The sequence below is a fragment of the Bacteroides stercoris ATCC 43183 genome (assembly GCF_025147325.1).
GTDB classification, from domain to species: Bacteria; Bacteroidota; Bacteroidia; order Bacteroidales; family Bacteroidaceae; genus Bacteroides; species Bacteroides stercoris.
Genome location: NZ_CP102262.1, coordinates 3,414,375 through 3,430,448, shown reverse-complemented (window position 1 = coordinate 3,430,448; position 16,074 = coordinate 3,414,375). Strand labels below are relative to the sequence as shown.

General features: G+C 43.4%; 13 protein-coding genes and 1 tRNA gene. 8 read left to right on the top strand and 6 right to left on the bottom strand.

Annotated elements, in window-relative coordinates; translation table 11 throughout:
• Nucleotides 1-49: 49 nt before the first annotated feature.
• Nucleotides 50-577 (bottom strand): DUF4199 domain-containing protein, encoded by a 528-nt coding sequence (locus tag NQ565_RS14365; RefSeq protein WP_005652088.1) that lies wholly within the window; start codon nucleotides 575-577, stop codon nucleotides 50-52.
• Between the two features lie 231 nt (nucleotides 578-808).
• On the opposite strand from NQ565_RS14365, the gene NQ565_RS14360 reads away from it, so the two are divergent.
• Nucleotides 809-882 (top strand) — tRNA-Thr (locus NQ565_RS14360).
• 74 nt (nucleotides 883-956) lie between these two features.
• On the opposite strand, the gene eno is transcribed toward NQ565_RS14360, so the two are convergent.
• From eno to crcB, 3 genes are read right to left on the bottom strand one after another with little or no spacing between them, the layout of a single operon-like run.
• A complete protein-coding gene (gene eno / locus NQ565_RS14355) occupies nucleotides 957-2,237 on the bottom strand; it encodes a phosphopyruvate hydratase (RefSeq protein ID WP_005652086.1) in 1,281 nt (426 codons plus the stop codon).
• Between the two features lie 57 nt (nucleotides 2,238-2,294).
• A complete protein-coding gene (locus tag NQ565_RS14350; RefSeq protein WP_005652085.1) occupies nucleotides 2,295-2,963 on the bottom strand; it encodes a pentapeptide repeat-containing protein in 669 nt (222 codons plus the stop codon).
• A 10-nt stretch (nucleotides 2,964-2,973) separates the two neighbouring features.
• Nucleotides 2,974-3,351 carry a fluoride efflux transporter CrcB gene (gene crcB, locus NQ565_RS14345; RefSeq protein WP_005652082.1) on the bottom strand — a complete coding sequence of 126 codons (378 nt, stop codon included), beginning with the start codon at nucleotides 3,349-3,351 and terminating at the stop codon, nucleotides 2,974-2,976.
• Nucleotides 3,352-3,556: 205 nt separating this feature from the next.
• On the opposite strand from crcB, the gene NQ565_RS14340 reads away from it, so the two are divergent.
• The 4 genes from NQ565_RS14340 to gcvT all read left to right on the top strand — a co-directional run bounded on the left by NQ565_RS14340 (nucleotide 3,557) and on the right by gcvT (nucleotide 9,866).
• Nucleotides 3,557-5,719, top strand: coding sequence for a glycoside hydrolase family 97 protein (locus tag NQ565_RS14340; RefSeq protein ID WP_005652077.1), 2,163 nt, complete (start codon nucleotides 3,557-3,559; stop codon nucleotides 5,717-5,719).
• Nucleotides 5,720-5,891: 172 nt separating this feature from the next.
• Nucleotides 5,892-7,301: an amidophosphoribosyltransferase gene (locus NQ565_RS14335; RefSeq protein ID WP_005652075.1), complete on the top strand. Its 1,410-nt coding sequence runs from the start codon at nucleotides 5,892-5,894 to the stop codon at nucleotides 7,299-7,301.
• Nucleotides 7,302-7,518: 217 nt separating this feature from the next.
• Nucleotides 7,519-8,745 (top strand): peptidase T, encoded by a 1,227-nt coding sequence (pepT, locus tag NQ565_RS14330; RefSeq protein ID WP_005652073.1) that lies wholly within the window; start codon nucleotides 7,519-7,521, stop codon nucleotides 8,743-8,745.
• Nucleotides 8,746-8,774: 29 nt separating this feature from the next.
• The gene (gene gcvT / locus NQ565_RS14325; RefSeq protein WP_005652071.1) at nucleotides 8,775-9,866 is read left to right on the top strand and encodes a glycine cleavage system aminomethyltransferase GcvT; all 1,092 of its coding nucleotides are present in this window, start codon (nucleotides 8,775-8,777) and stop codon (nucleotides 9,864-9,866) included.
• Nucleotides 9,867-9,996: 130 nt separating this feature from the next.
• Here the strand turns inward: gcvT and NQ565_RS14320 are convergent, their stop codons facing one another.
• Nucleotides 9,997-10,248 (bottom strand): type B 50S ribosomal protein L31, encoded by a 252-nt coding sequence (locus tag NQ565_RS14320; RefSeq protein ID WP_004289781.1) that lies wholly within the window; start codon nucleotides 10,246-10,248, stop codon nucleotides 9,997-9,999.
• A 190-nt stretch (nucleotides 10,249-10,438) separates the two neighbouring features.
• Here NQ565_RS14320 and NQ565_RS14315 point away from each other — a divergent pair, with 190 nt between their 5' ends.
• From NQ565_RS14315 to NQ565_RS14305, 3 genes are all read left to right on the top strand, one after another.
• Nucleotides 10,439-11,467 carry an endonuclease/exonuclease/phosphatase family protein gene (locus NQ565_RS14315; protein WP_040315441.1) on the top strand — a complete coding sequence of 343 codons (1,029 nt, stop codon included), beginning with the start codon at nucleotides 10,439-10,441 and terminating at the stop codon, nucleotides 11,465-11,467.
• A gap of 99 nt (nucleotides 11,468-11,566) precedes the next feature.
• Nucleotides 11,567-12,730 carry an IS4 family transposase gene (locus tag NQ565_RS14310; RefSeq protein WP_016660807.1) on the top strand — a complete coding sequence of 388 codons (1,164 nt, stop codon included), beginning with the start codon at nucleotides 11,567-11,569 and terminating at the stop codon, nucleotides 12,728-12,730.
• A gap of 329 nt (nucleotides 12,731-13,059) precedes the next feature.
• Entirely contained in the window at nucleotides 13,060-14,070 is a 1,011-nt protein-coding gene (locus NQ565_RS14305; protein ID WP_005652060.1) for a class II fructose-bisphosphate aldolase, read from the top strand.
• A gap of 130 nt (nucleotides 14,071-14,200) precedes the next feature.
• On the opposite strand, the gene NQ565_RS14300 is transcribed toward NQ565_RS14305, so the two are convergent.
• Nucleotides 14,201-16,051 carry a glycoside hydrolase family 13 protein gene (locus NQ565_RS14300; RefSeq protein ID WP_005652058.1) on the bottom strand — a complete coding sequence of 617 codons (1,851 nt, stop codon included), beginning with the start codon at nucleotides 16,049-16,051 and terminating at the stop codon, nucleotides 14,201-14,203.
• Between the last annotated feature and the right edge of the window lie 23 nt (nucleotides 16,052-16,074).

Below are 16,074 nucleotides of genomic sequence, written 5' to 3'. Positions count from 1 at the left end.
TTTACTATATTATACTATACCTGATTTATTTGAAATTTGTCTGTTCTTGTCATTCCTTTTTACGCCTCATTACAAATAAGGCGGTAGGAAGCGCGAGCAATGAACCGCAAAATACATTCCATGACACCAGTTGCATGGTGATATCTATGGGAGTGAGCGATTTCACAGTCTCCAATGTTTCTTGAAACATGTTTGTATAGGCTTCTATGTCCGGTACACCGCTTTTGTTTAAGATATCAATTTGAGATTCGTAGGCATTGATAACGAAACCATGATCGATGAAACGGAAATAAATGTAGTGTGCCACTGCCGTCAGCAATGCGGCAAACATATACATGAATACTGTGAATATCCATGCATGCAAGAAACTGATACTGCCGCTGCATACAGTATTACGATACATTCGTACATAATAATAGCCCATGAAAGGGACACATAACGTGAGCCCTACGAAAAGGAAAGATAAAAACGGAATTGTCAATCCTAAAGGGAAGAGGATGAATTTTAAAATCCAATATCCTCCCAAATAGGTGCCGAACAACATTGCATATTGCATGTAACCTTTATTTTCTGCCATTTTTCTTAGAAATATGGCGCAAAGTTATAAATAATATTGGTTATAGACCCTGTATTCTTGTTAAAGTTGAAAAAAGTTAGGGGAAGGTATTGCAGATTTAAAATTTTTATCTACCTTTGCACTCGCAAAACGGGTAAGTCCTATACGGCCAGCTCCCTTCGAATCCTCCAGGGCTTGATCGCAGCAAAGGTAGTTGGTTGTAGCGGCGCGATGTAGATAGCTTACCCACCCGCCTCTTTAGCTCAGTTGGCCAGAGCACGTGATTTGTAATCTCGGGGTCGTTGGTTCGAATCCGACAAGAGGCTCAAAAAAAGAGATATATCAGCGATGATATATCTCTTTGTCTTTATGATATTTCGGTTCAGTTTGAAAACGGCACTTATTTTATTCTTTTGTATCCGTATACAGCGTTATTGCCTATCTCTTCTTCGATGCGCAACAACTGATTGTATTTAGCCATACGGTCTGAACGGCTTAAAGAACCGGTCTTGATTTGACCGCTGTTGGTGGCTACGGCAATGTCTGCAATCGTGGAATCTTCCGTTTCGCCGGAACGATGGGATGTAACGGTTGTGTAGCCATGACGGTGCGCCATTTCGATGGCATTCAGCGTTTCTGTCAGGGAGCCGATTTGATTTACCTTAATCAGTATGGAGTTTGCGCAACCTTTTTCGATACCCATGGCAAGGAAATCTACATTGGTGACAAATAGGTCGTCACCTACCAGTTGACAGCGGTTTCCGATGCGGTCGGTCAGTTTCTTCCAGCCATCCCAGTCGTTTTCGCTCATGCCGTCTTCGATAGAGTCGATAGGATATTTGTCAATCAACTCTTCCAGATAATCTACCTGCTCGTTGGCTGTACGTTTTTTGCCTTTCTCACCTTCGAATTTGCTGTAATCGTAAATGCCGTCGTGATAGAATTCGGAAGAAGCGCAGTCCATGGCAATCATCACATCCCTGCCTGGTTCGTAGCCGGCAGCCTTAATGGCAGCAATGATCGAGTCCAAAGCGTCTTCTGTGCCTGTCAAGTCGGGAGCGAAACCGCCTTCGTCGCCTACAGCAGTACTAAGTCCGCGGTCATGCAATACTTTCTTTAAGGCGTGGAACACTTCTGCGCCCATACGCAGACCTTCACGGAAAGAATTCGCCCCTACCGGACGTATCATAAATTCCTGGAAAGCGATGGGGGCATCACTGTGCGAACCGCCATTGATGATATTCATCATCGGAACAGGCATTACATATGTATTTGTTCCACCGATATAGCGATAAAGGGGGATATCAAGGTATGCCGCCGCTGCTTTGGCTACGGCAAGCGAAACCCCCAAGATTGCATTTGCACCCAGATTGGATTTGGTCTTTGTGCCGTCCAAGGCCAGCATGGTATGGTCGATACTCATTTGTTCAAGAACCGACATGCCAATCAACTTGGGAGCGATGATATTATTAATATTGTTAACGGCTTTCAGTACTCCCTTGCCACCATAACGTTTTTTATCACCGTCACGCAGTTCTAGGGCTTCATGTTCGCCAGTGGATGCACCGGAGGGTACGGAAGCGCGGCCGATAAAGCCGGACTCTAATATTACATCAACTTCTACGGTAGGGTTTCCTCTTGAATCAAGAATCTCACGTCCGATAATCTTTTCTATTTTCATCTTATTTTATTTTAAATGTAAATTCCATAGGTATAACAAGTGAAAATGGAAAATTGTTCAGTCTTTTATTACGAGTCCCAGCAGGCTTGTCAGGTCCATGGCTTGGTGGGTACTGACGATAGCTCCCCGTATATCCGGCAGATTGACGTGAATACCCTCGATATGCGAATCGCTCAAGTCAATGCCCCTGAGCGGAGTATGCGAAAATTCCGCTTCTACTAACTCGCAATTGGTAAAAGCGATGGAAGTCAACTTGCAGTCGTTGAAGTCGCTGTTGCGCAAATCGCAGGTGGTGAACTCCGCCTGATTGATTTTACTCATGGAAAAATTGAGGTATCTCGCATTGCAATCCTGCATCCTGCAATGATTCAGGATTGTTTCTGGCAGATTTGTGCCGACCAGTTTACAGGAAATGAATTCTACCCGAAAAAGAGAGCTTTCTGCAAATGATATGTTGGACAAATCGCAATGCTCGAAACGGACATCCGTAAAGTGAGTAGCTTTCAGTTTACAGTTGTTGAACTGTACATGGCTGAAAGTGCAATTGGTGATACTTTTATAAGAACAATCCATTGATTCTTCCATTTGTTTGCTGAAACATATCCCTCTGACAGTTTCTTCGGTCCTAAGCCATTCTTTGAGTGATTTGGAACTCTCGACTTGACTTTCAAAAGTGGGGGAGATGACCCGTACGGGCGGCATGCTGAAGGGTTTGCCTGTTCTCATGATTGCTGTTTTAAAAGGTCTTCCCTAAGATATTTCCGCCCCATACTGCAAATATTCCCAACAAGATACTTAATAAGGTATATAGGGCGAATAATCCGTAAAATCCTTGTTTAATCAGAATCAATCCGTCGTTGGAAAATGTGGAAAAAGTGGTGAAGCCACCACACAAGCCGGTAGTCAGCAACATTCTTACTTCTGCGGATAAGTTGAAGCGGGCGGATAAGACGTAGAACAATCCTATCAGGAAGCCTCCGATGATGTTTACGGCAAATGTAGCCCAAGGAAAGGAGTAGGGTACTATCCATTCATGGAGTGCCATTTGCACGCAATAGCGCAATACGCTGCCTGTGCCGCCGCCAAGAAATATGGCTATCAATATTTTAGTCATAATAATTGAAGTCTGGTATTGAGTTGACAAAGATAGTGTTTTCATTCCATTTGTATTTCCGAGTGAGCGGTATTTCTTTTAAAAAACAGGTTTATAATCACTTATGCAAACGTTTGCTTTTATTTCATATCTATTTTCATTTGATAACCTTAAATCAGGAGACTTTCCTGCTTATATTTGCATCAAATAAATTATAAATCATAGCATGAGAAACATGAAAGCAATTTGCATTAAACTAACCTGCTTCCTGCTCGTACTTTCTATGAGTAGTGCAGCAATGGCCGAGAGCATCACCTCGCCCAATGGACAACTTCAATTAAACTTCTCCGTCAATTCTCAAGGTGAACCTGTTTATGAACTTTTCTACAAAGGAAAAGCTGTTATAAAGCCCTCAAAGCTGGGTTTGGAATTGAAGAATGATCCAGGACTGATGAACGGATTTACTCTGGCCGATACCCAAACGTCTACATTCGACGAAACATGGGAACCGGTGTGGGGTGAGGTGAAACAAATCCGCAACCATTATAATGAAATGGCTGTAACGCTGGACCAAAAAGCGCAAGACCGTAATATTATCATCCGTTTCCGCCTTTTCGATGATGGCCTCGGTTTCCGTTACGAGTTTCCTTTACAAAAGAATTTGAACTACTTTGTTATTAAGGAAGAACGTACCCAATTTGCCATGACGGGTGACCATAAGGCGTTTTGGATTCCGGGTGATTATGATACGCAGGAGTATGACTTTACAGAGTCCAAACTTTCTGAAATCTGCGGTCTTATGAAATCTGCCATTACCGGTAATGCGTCGCAGACACAATTCTCTCCGACAGGCGTACAGACTTCCCTTCAGATGAAAACGGCGGACGGCTTGTATATCAATCTGCACGAAGCTGCCTTGGTAGACTACTCCTGCATGCATCTGAATCTGGATGATAAAAATCTGATTTTTGAATCTTGGCTGACGCCCGATGCAGTAGGTGATAAAGGTTATATGCAAGCTCCCTGTAAATCGCCGTGGCGTACGGTGATTGTCAGTGACGATGCACGCGATATTCTTGCTTCCAAGTTGACTTTAAATTTGAACGAACCTTGCGCTTATGAAGATGTTTCTTGGATTAAACCTGTGAAATATGTAGGAGTATGGTGGGAAATGATTGCCGGTAAAAGCACTTGGGCGTATACGGATGACCTGCCTTCTGTTAAGTTGGGCGAAACGGACTATTCCAAAACAAAACCTAACGGACGTCATGGCGCCAACAATGAGAACGTGAAGAGATACATAGATTTTGCCGCTGCCCACGGCTTTGACCAGGTTCTGGTAGAAGGTTGGAACGAAGGTTGGGAAGACTGGTTCGGACACTCCAAAGATTATGTTTTCGACTTTGTGACTCCGTACCCCGATTTCGATGTGAAGATGTTGAATGCATATGCCAAGAGTAAAGGTGTTAAACTGATGATGCACCATGAGACTTCTTCTTCCGTCCGCAACTACGAACGCCACATGGACAAAGCTTACCGGTTTATGGTCGATAACGGTTATAATGCTGTGAAGAGCGGTTACGTAGGAGATATCATCCCGCGTGGCGAACATCATTACGGACAATGGATGAACAATCACTATCTTTATGCCGTAAAAAAAGCTGCCGACTATAAAATCTGTGTCAACGGCCATGAAGCCGTACGTCCTACCGGTTTGTGCCGTACTTATCCGAATCTTATCGGCAACGAATCTGCCCGTGGCACTGAATACGAAGCATTTGGCGGTAGCAAGCCGTTTCATACCACACTACTTCCGTTCAACCGTCTTATCGGCGGACCGATGGACTACACTCCGGGTATTTTTGATACAAAACTGGATTTCATGGGCGACCTGCCTCACGGACAGGTACAAACTACGCTTGCCAAGCAGTTGGCTCTTTATGTAACCCTTTACAGTCCGTTGCAAATGGCTGCCGATCTAGTGGAGAATTACGAGAAGCACATGGATGCATTCCAGTTCATCAAAGATGTAGCCGTAGATTGGGACGACAGCGAATATATTGAAGCTGAACCGGGAGATTACATTACCGTAGCCCGTAAGGCGAAAGGTACTGATAATTGGTTTGTAGGCGGCATTACAGATGAAAATGCCCGCACAGCCGGCTTTACTCTCGATTTTCTGACACCGGGCAAGCAATATGTAGCTATTCTGTATGCCGATGGTAAGGATGCCGATTACAAAGAGAATCCTACTTCCTATCAGATAAAGAAAGGTATTGTAACCAACAAAACCAAAATCTCCGTTTGGGAAGCACGTAGCGGTGGTTTCGCATTGAGCTTGATTGAAGCTACTCCGGCTGAGAAGAAGAGTGTGAAAAAATGGAAATGATTAAGGTAAAAAGAAATTCTTAATTAGGTATTGGTAACCTCCCCGCAGGACTGACTTCTTTGTTTTGGCGGGGAGTTTTTTATTATTTTTAGAGGTGGAATATATCGCTCACAAGGAAACTTCTTTGTACCTTTGTGCCCGTTAATAAAATAACTAATAACACAAGGAACTTATGGGAGGTTTTTTCGGGACAGTCGCCAAGGCAAGTTGCGTGGCGGATTTGTTTTACGGCACAGATTATAATTCGCATTTAGGGACAAAACGTGGCGGTTTGGCTACTTATGATCAGGATGAGGCTGTATTTACACGCTCCATTCATAATTTGGAAAGTACCTATTTCCGTACGAAATTTGAAGACGAACTGGATAAGTTCAAGGGAAATTCCGGCATCGGAATTATCAGTGACACAGACCCTCAACCTCTTATTTTAAATTCCCATCTCGGTCGTTTTGCCATAGTTACGGTTGCCAAGATTATGAACCTGAAAGAGTTGGAAACCGAACTTCTGGAGCAAAATATGCACTTTGCCGAATTAAGCTCCGGCAAAACCAATCAAACGGAACTTATCGCTTTGCTGCTGATACAAGGTAAGACTTTTGTAGACGGCATTGAGAATGTATACAAGCATATTAAAGGTTCATGTTCCATGCTGCTGCTGACTGAAGACGGCATTATTGCCGCCCGCGACCGTTGGGGGCGCACTCCCATTGTTATCGGTAAGAAAGATGGAGCATATGCAGCCACAAGCGAATCGAGTAGTTTCCCGAACTTGGGATATGAAATAGACCGCTATCTGGGACCGGGCGAGATTGTCCGTCTGCATGCAGAAGGGGTGGAACAGATGCGCAAACCTAATGAGGAGATGCAGATATGTTCTTTCCTATGGGTTTATTATGGCTTTCCCACTTCATGCTATGAGGGAAAGAATGTGGAAGATGTACGCTTTGTTTCCGGACTGAAAATGGGACAGACCGATACCTCGGAAGTAGATTGTACGTGCGGCATACCCGATTCCGGTGTCGGTATGGCGCTGGGATATGCCGAAGGAAAGGGAGTGCCTTATCATCGCGCCATTTCAAAATATACTCCGACTTGGCCGCGTAGTTTCACTCCCAGCAGGCAGGAAATGCGTTCGTTGGTGGCAAAGATGAAACTCATTCCCAACCGTGCCATGCTGGAAGGTAAACGCCTTCTGTTTTGTGACGATTCCATTGTCCGTGGAACTCAGTTGCGCGATAATGTAAAGGTGCTTTATGAGTATGGAGCGAAAGAAGTACATATTCGTATTGCCTGTCCGCCGTTGATATATAGCTGTCCGTTTGTTGGCTTCACAGCATCCAAAGGAGATTTGGAGTTGATTACCCGCCGTGTCATTAAGGAGTTGGAAGGTGATGAAAACAAAAATCTTGAGAAATATGCCACTACAGGTTCGCCGGAGTACGAGAAAATGGTAGAAGTTATCCGTGAGCGTTTTGGACTGTCATCATTAAAGTTCAATACGCTGGAAACATTGGTTGAGGCTATTGGTCTGCCTAAATGTAAACTTTGTACCCATTGTTTTGATGGTAGCAGTCACTTTTGATTGACAAAATAGTTATTAATGAATGAAAAAGGGTCGTGAATTGCTTGGCAGTTCACAATCCTTTTTTTAATTTTACGGCAGTAAAATAGTGATTAGGGTTTAGTGATAAGTGATTAATGCCGTTCGGATAAAAGGAGGGCGCGGTTGTAGCCTACTGACCGTTAATCGTTCATCACTAACCACTAATCGCTAATCACTAACTATAATCACTATCATCATGACTTTAGTAGAACGTTTTTTAAAGTATGTAAGTTTCGATACGCAATCGAATGAGGAAAGTGGGGTAACTCCGAGTACTCCGGGGCAAATGGTATTTGCCAGGTTCTTGAAAGAAGAATTGGAAGCTTTGGGGTTGGAAGAGATTACATTGGATGAGAACGGTTATCTGTTTGCCACTCTTCCTGCCAATATAGATAAGTCTGTACCTGTTGTCGGCTTCATTGCCCATATGGATACTAGTCCCGATATGAGCGGGAAAGATGTTTCCCCGCGCATTGTAGAGAATTATGATGGAAAGGACATTGTTCTTTGCGCAGATGAGCAAGTAGTTCTTTCTCCTGCTCGATTCCCCGAATTGCTCGACCATAAGGGAGAAGATTTGATTGTTACTAACGGAAAAACATTATTGGGTGCCGATGACAAAGCCGGTATTGCGGAGATTGTTTCGGCAGTAGCTTATCTGAAAGAACACCCTGAAATCAAACATGGTAAAATCCGTATCGGTTTCAATCCCGATGAGGAAATCGGTTTGGGTGCGCATAAATTCAATGTTGAGCAATTCGGTTGCGAATGGGCTTATACTATGGATGGCGGTGAAGTAGGCGAACTGGAGTTCGAGAACTTCAATGCGGCTTCTGCCAAGATTGTTTTCAAGGGACGCAATGTACATCCGGGCTATGCCAAAAACAAGATGATAAATTCTATCCGCGTAGCCAATCGTTTTATTTCCATGTTGCCCAGCCACGAAACACCGGAACATACCGAGGGGTACGAGGGCTTCTATCATCTTATTGGAATTACGGGTGAAGTGGAGCAGACCACGGTTACTTACATTATTCGCGATCACGACCGTGTCCGTTTTGAGAGCCGCAAGAAAGAATTTGAACACCTTGTCTGCAAAATTAATGCCGAATATGGCGAGGGTACAGCCGCACTCGAACTACATGACCAATATTATAATATGCGTGAGAAGATTGAGCCGGTGATGCATATCATCGATACAGCTTTTAAAGCTATGGAAGCCGTCGGTGTAGAGCCTCACGTAAAAGCTATTCGTGGCGGTACGGACGGTGCGCAACTTTCGTTCAAAGGCTTGCCGTGCCCCAACATCTTTGCCGGTGGTCTGAATTTCCACGGACGTTACGAATTTATTCCTATTCAGAATATGGAGAAAGCCATGAATGTTATCGTCAAGATAGCCGAACTCGTTGCCGCTAACAAATAAATCATAATCTATAACTTATAAGTCACACCATGAAAACCACTCCATTTACAGAAACGCACATCTCGCTGGGAGCTAAGATGCACGAATTTGCGGGATACAATATGCCTATCGAATATTCCGGTATCATTGATGAACATCTTACTGTTTGTCAGGGTGTCGGTGTGTTTGACGTCTCCCACATGGGAGAGTTTTGGGTGAAAGGTCCGCATGCTTTGGACTTTTTACAGACAGTCACCTCTAATAACGTAGCAGCCCTTACTCCCGGTAAGGTACAATATACTTGCTTCCCCAATGAGGATGGCGGTATTGTAGACGATTTATTGGTCTACCGGTACGAGCAGGAGAAATATCTGTTGGTAGTCAATGCTTCCAATATCGAGAAAGACTGGAACTGGTGTATGTCTCATAATACGATGGGAGCTGAGTTGGAGAATGCTTCCGACCGTATGGCGCAGCTTGCGGTACAAGGTCCGAAAGCTATCGAAGCATTGCAGAAACTGACACCTGTTAATCTTTCCGAACTTTCGTATTACACCTTTACGCATGGTGAATTTGCAGGTGAGCCGGATGTTATAATCTCCAATACCGGTTATACTGGAGCCGGTGGTTTTGAACTCTATTTCTATCCTGAAGCTGCAATAAAAATATGGAATGCCGTGTTTGAGGCTGGTGCGGAGTTCGGTATCAAACCTATCGGTTTGGGTGCTCGTGATACGCTTCGCCTTGAAATGGGATTCTGCCTGTATGGAAATGACCTGGATGATACCACGTCGCCTATTGAAGCTGGATTGGGATGGATTACCAAGTTTGTAGAGGGTAAGAACTTTATCAATCGTCCAATGCTGGAGAAACAGAAGACGGAGGGTACGGTACGTAAATTGGTCGGTTTTGAAATGGTAGATCGCGGTATTCCCCGTCACGGTTATGAGTTACAGAATCCGGAAGGTACTCCTATTGGAGTGGTTACTTCGGGCACAATGTCGCCTACCCGTAAAATCGGTATCGGTATGGGGTATGTGAAGCCCGAATATAGTAAGGTTGGTACGGAAATCTGTATTGATATGCGCGGCCGTAAGTTGAAGGCTGTGGTGGTGCGTCCGCCGTTTCGCGGGAAAGTCTGATTTACCTAAACAGGATGATGCGGTTTCCGTGGAAATTATGTCTTGCATGGGACTGACGTTGGGTAGTATGCATATAGTAAAAAAGGGAATCTGTAGCAGATTCCCTTTTTCCGTTTCTTTGAAAAACAGATTATTTCTTACGGTTACCGTAACGACTCATGAATTTATCAACACGACCGGCTGTGTCAACCAACTTAGACTTACCAGTGTAGAACGGGTGAGAAGTGCTGGAGATTTCCAACTTTACCAACGGATAAGTTTCGCCTTCGAACTCGATAGTCTCCTTAGTATTTACTGTAGAACGAGACAAGAACACATCGCCGTTTGACATATCTTTAAATACTACCGGACGGTAATTTTCAGGATGAATACCTTTTTTCATTTCAATATTTGTTTTTTAATTTATATTCTGTTACTATTTTGGTAATAAATAGTGTAATGGTCTTTTTCAGTGCGCAAAGATAATGCTTTTCTATGAAATGAAAAAAGGTTTTTTGCAAAAAAAGCTGGCAATTGATAGGTTTATAACTTTTTATTTTAGATTTTTGCAGGAGATTAATATCATATCACCTATGAGAAAACTGATTGTATTCTTTTCTTTTTGGTTCAGCGCTACAATAGTTGTAGCCCAGAACACGGAACGCAAACTGTATAGCATAGCGTTTTATAATCTTGAGAATCTCTTTGATACCATCCATGATGCAGGTAAGAATGACTATGACTTCCTGCCTGATGGCAGTTACCGGTGGACTGCGAAAAAGTACGAAGCTAAACTGCATAATCTCTCGGACGTGTTGAGTGCCTTGTCGCGTAATCTGGTTCCTGAGGGACCGGCAGTAATTGGCGTGGCAGAAGTCGAGAATCATAGGGTACTGACGGATCTTGTCAGTCAGCCGGCTATGGCTAACTATAAGTTTGTTCATTATGAGGGACCCGACAGACGTGGCATTGACTGTGCACTTTTGTATGATCCGCAACAGTTTGCCGTGACGAACTCTAAACTGGTACTTTCCGCTCCGTTTGAAGGGGATACGGTGCATCTGACGCGCGGTTTCCTTATTGTAGACGGTAGAATGGCGGGTGAGCGTGTGTGTTTCATTGTGAATCACTGGCCTTCCCGCGGAGCGAAATCACCGGTGCGGGTGCATGCCGCCAGGCAGGTAAAGGCGTTGACGGACTCCTTGATGCATGAAGACAAAAAGCTGAAACTCTTTGTTATGGGAGATATGAATGACGATCCGATGGATGAAAGCATGCAGACTTTAGGGGCCCGTAAATATATATCAGGTATGAAAGCCAATCAGTTCTTCAATCCCTGGTGGGAAATACTGGAGGATAAGGGTGTGGGAACCTTGCTCTATCGTGGCAAGTGGAATCTGTTCGACCAGATTGTACTGTCCAGACCGTTGGTGAAAGCGAAAAAAGGACTGCGTTACGACCATAGCGAGGTTTTTATCCGCGACTACCTGATTCAGCAGGATGGTAAATACAAAGGTTCACCTTTGCGTACTCATGGCGGGCGCGTATGGCTGAACGGTTACAGCGACCATTTACCTACGATTATCTATCTGAAAACACTACTGTCCCGTAAAAGTGGATAAATAGTTCTTTGAAATTATTGAAATATAGTCAATTACACGGTTTTTTGAAATGAAACGGACTTGATTTTGCAACTTTGCAGTCTAATACAAATGGCTGCTATGTTCCAAGACAAATACGTATTCTCTCAATTAACCGCTTTTCTGAACAGGACTCAGTTCAACAACTATGTTCGCAAGTATGATGGCAACAGATATGTGAAACATTTCACTTGCTGGAATCAGATGCTCGCGATGATGTTTGGACAACTGAGTAACCGTGAGAGCCTGCGAGACTTAGTCGTTGCTTTCGAGGCGCATAGGGCCAAGCAATATCATCTTGGTTTAGGTCGTGAACCGATAGCCAAGACAACTCTTGCGACAGCGAACCAGAACCGTGATTACAGAATCTTCGAAGACTTTGCATTCTATATGATGAAGGAAGCCTGCGAGAAGCGGACGACCAACATCCTTGACATTTCCGGAAAGAAATATGCGTTTGATTCAACAACGATTCCGTTGTGTCTTGCAACATTCCCATGGGCAAAGTTCCGAAGCAAGAAAGGAGGGGTGAAAGCTCATGTCTTATACGACATTGAAGCACAAGTTCCTGCCTTCTATACTGTAACTACTGCATCAAAGCATGATTCCACAGCAATGTCTTCAATCCATTATGAACCAAATGCTTATTATATATTCGACAGGGCTTATGACTCCTTTAAAGAACTCTATAGGATACATCTTACAGACTCTTTCTTTGTTGTCAGAGCCAAGACGAACTTAAAGTATAAGACAGTCAGATGGAAGCGAAGAATGCCAAAGAACATAATGACAGATGCGGAAGTGAAACTGACCGGATATCTCTCCGAGAAAAAATATCCTGAGTCATTCAGACTCGTCCGATATTACGACGAAGAGGATGACCGTGAGTTCACTTTTTTGACGAATGCAAAACAACTTTCTGCACTGGATGTCGCCGATCTTTATAAGAAAAGATGGTTAATCGAGCTGTTCTTCAAATGGCTCAAGCAGCATCTCAAGATAAAGAAATTCTGGGGCACAACAGAGAACGCTGTTCGCATACAAATCAGTGTGGCTATTATCACGTACTGTCTTGTGGCTATTGTCCAACATGATATGAAGTTGAAACGTTCAACCTATGAAGTTTTACAAATTCTCAGCATATCATTGACTGACAAAACCCACTTGCGTGACCTGTTCGACAAGACTAATTTCAATGATGTCAAAGATCTAAATGATCCCCTGATTCCGGGGCTTTTTGATTAATTGTTTAACTCGTCCCATTTTAACGGGACACTAATGATCTGAAAAGATAATATATAATAATGTGTAAATAACAGGCCGGAAAATAAACTCGCTTTCCGGCTTTTTTGTTTATAGAGGTAAGAACGCAAAAGGAGAGAATGAACAGACAGATGCAAAAACTTTGTAATATAGAGATTACAATATTCTGTTAATTCAAGCCAATAGCTTTAAAATAGAATGGATTTGACTGGTGAGTAGAGGTATTTTATTCTTCTCTTGTTCTTCTTTTTAAAGGATAATGCTTACTTTTGCGTAGAATTTTAATTCACTAACAATAAACTTTAAACAAAATGGTTAATTACAAAGATTTAGGCCTTGTAAACACAAGAGAAATGTTTGCTCGCGCTATCAAAGGTGGATATGCAATCCCTGCATTCAACTTCAATAACATGGAACAGATGCAGGCTATCATCAAGGCTGCAGTAGAGACTAAGTCTCCGGTTATCCTTCAGGTATCTAAGGGTGCTCGCCAATATGCTAACGCTACTTTGCTGCGTTACATGGCTCAGGGCGCTGTGGAATATGCTAAGGAACTGGGCTGCAAACATCCTGAAATTGTTCTTCACCTTGACCACGGAGATACTTTTGAAACTTGTAAAAGCTGTATCGATTCAGGTTTCTCCTCAGTAATGATTGACGGTTCACATCTTCCATACGAAGAAAATGTTGCTTTAACAAAGAAGGTTGTTGACTATGCTCATCAATTCGATGTTACAGTGGAAGGTGAACTTGGCGTGTTGGCTGGTGTAGAAGATGAAGTATCTGCTGAACACCATACTTATACCAATCCGGAAGAAGTTATCGATTTCGCTACTCGTACAGGTTGTGACTCTTTGGCTATTTCTATCGGTACTTCTCATGGTGCATACAAGTTCAAACCCGAACAATGCCACGTAGATCCTGCTACAGGTCGTCTGGTTCCTCCTCCTTTGGAATTTGCCGTATTGGATGCTGTAATGGAGAAACTTCCTGGATTCCCTATCGTTCTTCACGGTTCTTCTTCAGTTCCTCAGGAAGAAGTTGATACTATCAATCAATTCGGCGGTAAGTTGGAAGCAGCTATCGGTATTCCCGAAGAGCAACTGCGCAAGGCTGCGAAGTCTGCAGTTTGCAAAATCAATATCGACTCAGACTCTCGTTTGGCTATGACTGCTGCTGTTCGTAAGGTGTTTGCTGAGAAACCGGCTGAATTTGACCCGCGTAAATATCTGGGTCCGGCTCGTGACAACATGGAGAAACTTTACAAGCACAAAATCGTTAACGTGCTTGGTTCTGAAAACAAATTGGCTCAATTGGACTGATAAGGTTAATTTGATTATAAAAATAGGGAGTGCATTTTAATGCACTCCCTATTTGTTTTTAGGTACGGACTTTATGGATTTATCCGTGTCTATTTAGTCCGTACCTGATTTATGTCAAACCTGAATTTATTTACAATTCGATGATCAGGGATTCACGCGCTTCCATCTTCAACTCTTTTTCAAAGAGAATTGTTTTGCCGCTTAGAATATCTTTTCCTTGTTTCTTGTCTTTCAAAATTTCTTTGTAGAATTTTAAAGGAACGGTGGTTTCTGAATCTGTACCGTTCAGCATTACGAAAACAATTTTGCCCTCATACTGACGGGCATAGGCATATACGCCGTTTTGTACCATAAACTGAGTCATACTGCCTTTGGCAATCACATCGTTTCCTTTACGCCAATTCAGTATTGTTTTGTAGAAATTGTAGCAATCGTTTTGAATTTTGCTGCGGCCTTCGGCTGTCAGTGCGGTTTCTTTATCGTCTGCCCAGCCGCCGGGGAAGTCTTTACGAACATAACCGTCGCTCTTGCTCTTTATGCCGTTCATCATAATCTCCGTTCCGTAGTATAATTGCGGAATGCGTCGGGTGGTGAGTAACAGGGTAGAGGCTTGTTTCAGCATCGGAAGGTTTTCGCCTTCACCCAAAAAGCGGTCGGTGTCGTGATTCTCGATGAAAGCGAGTACCGATTCCGGATTCGGATAAAGAAAATCATATACGAAACTGTTATACACTCGGTCTAATCCTTTAAACCAAGTTTCTGTTTCCTCCGTTTTGGCAATGTTGATTTTATCATAGAAACTGAAATCCATTACCGTCTTCAGATTGCTGTTTTTAGGAGCGGACAGTTTGGAGTCCTTTTGCCACCATGCGGTATATGCCGGTTCGGTTACCCATGTTTCGCCTACGGTGTTATAGTTAGGGTATTCTTCATTCAACTCTTTCATCCAATTGCTCATGGCATCATAGTCGGCATAGGGGTAAGTATCCATACGGATACCGTCTATGTCGGCATATTCAATCCACCAGAAACTGTTCTGAACGAGATAACGGTATACATGCGGATTCTTTTGGTTGAGGTCGGGCATGGCGGTTACGAACCAACCGTCATTCATCTGGCTGAAATCGTATTTCGAAGCATAAGGGTCTACGTGGGGAGTCAGTTTGAAGGATGTCTGCACAAAGTTATTTTCATGGTCGGGGTTGTTGAACCAATCTTTGCAAGGCATGTCTTTTATCCATATATGCTCTACACCGCAGTGGTTGAAAATCATATCCATTACGATTTTAATGCCGCGTGTATGAGATTTTTCGATGAGCTGCTTATACTCTTCATTGGTGCCGAAGCGGGGATCTACTTTATAATAATCGGTGGTGGCATAGCCGTGGTAGGAACCGCCGGTCATGTTGTTTTCCAATACCGGAGTAAACCACAAGGCAGTTACGCCCAAATCGGAAAAGTAATCAAGGTGCTGTTCGATACCTGCGAGGTCGCCGCCATGACGAGCATTTGGGTCGTTGCGGTCTACCTTATATTCTGCCATGCCTGCTATTTGGTCGTTGTCCGGGTTGCCGTTGGCAAAACGGTCGGGCATTAACAGATAGAGTGCGTCGGATGCATCGAAACCTTTGTGCTCGCAGCCTTTTTTGGCACGTTCTTTTAGCTCATATTCTTTGACGAACTTTTTCTTGCCTTGCGTGAAGGTGAGTGGCATTTTACCGGGTTTCACGTTTTTATCCAGTCTGAGGTAGACCAGCAGGTAATTATTGCTTTCCAATTTGACTGTGCTGTTCAGCGAGACGCCGGGATAGTTGACAGATACCGTTGCATTGCCGATGCCTTCACCATATACCATTAGCTGAAGTTCGGGGTTTTGCATACCAGTGTACCAAAATGGTGGATCGATTTTGTTTACGTTCATGGCTGCGTACGTACTGAGGGAAAGTAGGAGTGTTCCTAAAATGAAGAATACTTTTTTCATGATATTAGCTTTTCGTTATTTTC

Bases quoted from the DNA above. Each gene is read 5' to 3' on its own strand.
- NQ565_RS14315 (WP_040315441.1), top strand. From the start codon at position 10,439: ATGAGAAAACTGATTGTATTCTTTTCTTTTTGGTTCAGCGCTACAATA.
- NQ565_RS14310 (WP_016660807.1), top strand. From the start codon at position 11,567: ATGTTCCAAGACAAATACGTATTCTCTCAATTAACCGCTTTTCTGAAC.
- crcB (WP_005652082.1), bottom strand. From the start codon at position 3,351: ATGACTAAAATATTGATAGCCATATTTCTTGGCGGCGGCACAGGCAGC.
- NQ565_RS14365 (WP_005652088.1), bottom strand. From the start codon at position 577: ATGGCAGAAAATAAAGGTTACATGCAATATGCAATGTTGTTCGGCACC.
- NQ565_RS14335 (WP_005652075.1), top strand. From the start codon at position 5,892: ATGGGAGGTTTTTTCGGGACAGTCGCCAAGGCAAGTTGCGTGGCGGAT.
- NQ565_RS14320 (WP_004289781.1), bottom strand. From the start codon at position 10,248: ATGAAAAAAGGTATTCATCCTGAAAATTACCGTCCGGTAGTATTTAAA.
- NQ565_RS14305 (WP_005652060.1), top strand. From the start codon at position 13,060: ATGGTTAATTACAAAGATTTAGGCCTTGTAAACACAAGAGAAATGTTT.
- eno (WP_005652086.1), bottom strand. From the start codon at position 2,237: ATGAAAATAGAAAAGATTATCGGACGTGAGATTCTTGATTCAAGAGGA.
- NQ565_RS14340 (WP_005652077.1), top strand. From the start codon at position 3,557: ATGAGAAACATGAAAGCAATTTGCATTAAACTAACCTGCTTCCTGCTC.
- gcvT (WP_005652071.1), top strand. From the start codon at position 8,775: ATGAAAACCACTCCATTTACAGAAACGCACATCTCGCTGGGAGCTAAG.
- NQ565_RS14350 (WP_005652085.1), bottom strand. From the start codon at position 2,963: ATGAGAACAGGCAAACCCTTCAGCATGCCGCCCGTACGGGTCATCTCC.
- pepT (WP_005652073.1), top strand. From the start codon at position 7,519: ATGACTTTAGTAGAACGTTTTTTAAAGTATGTAAGTTTCGATACGCAA.
- NQ565_RS14300 (WP_005652058.1), bottom strand. From the start codon at position 16,051: ATGAAAAAAGTATTCTTCATTTTAGGAACACTCCTACTTTCCCTCAGT.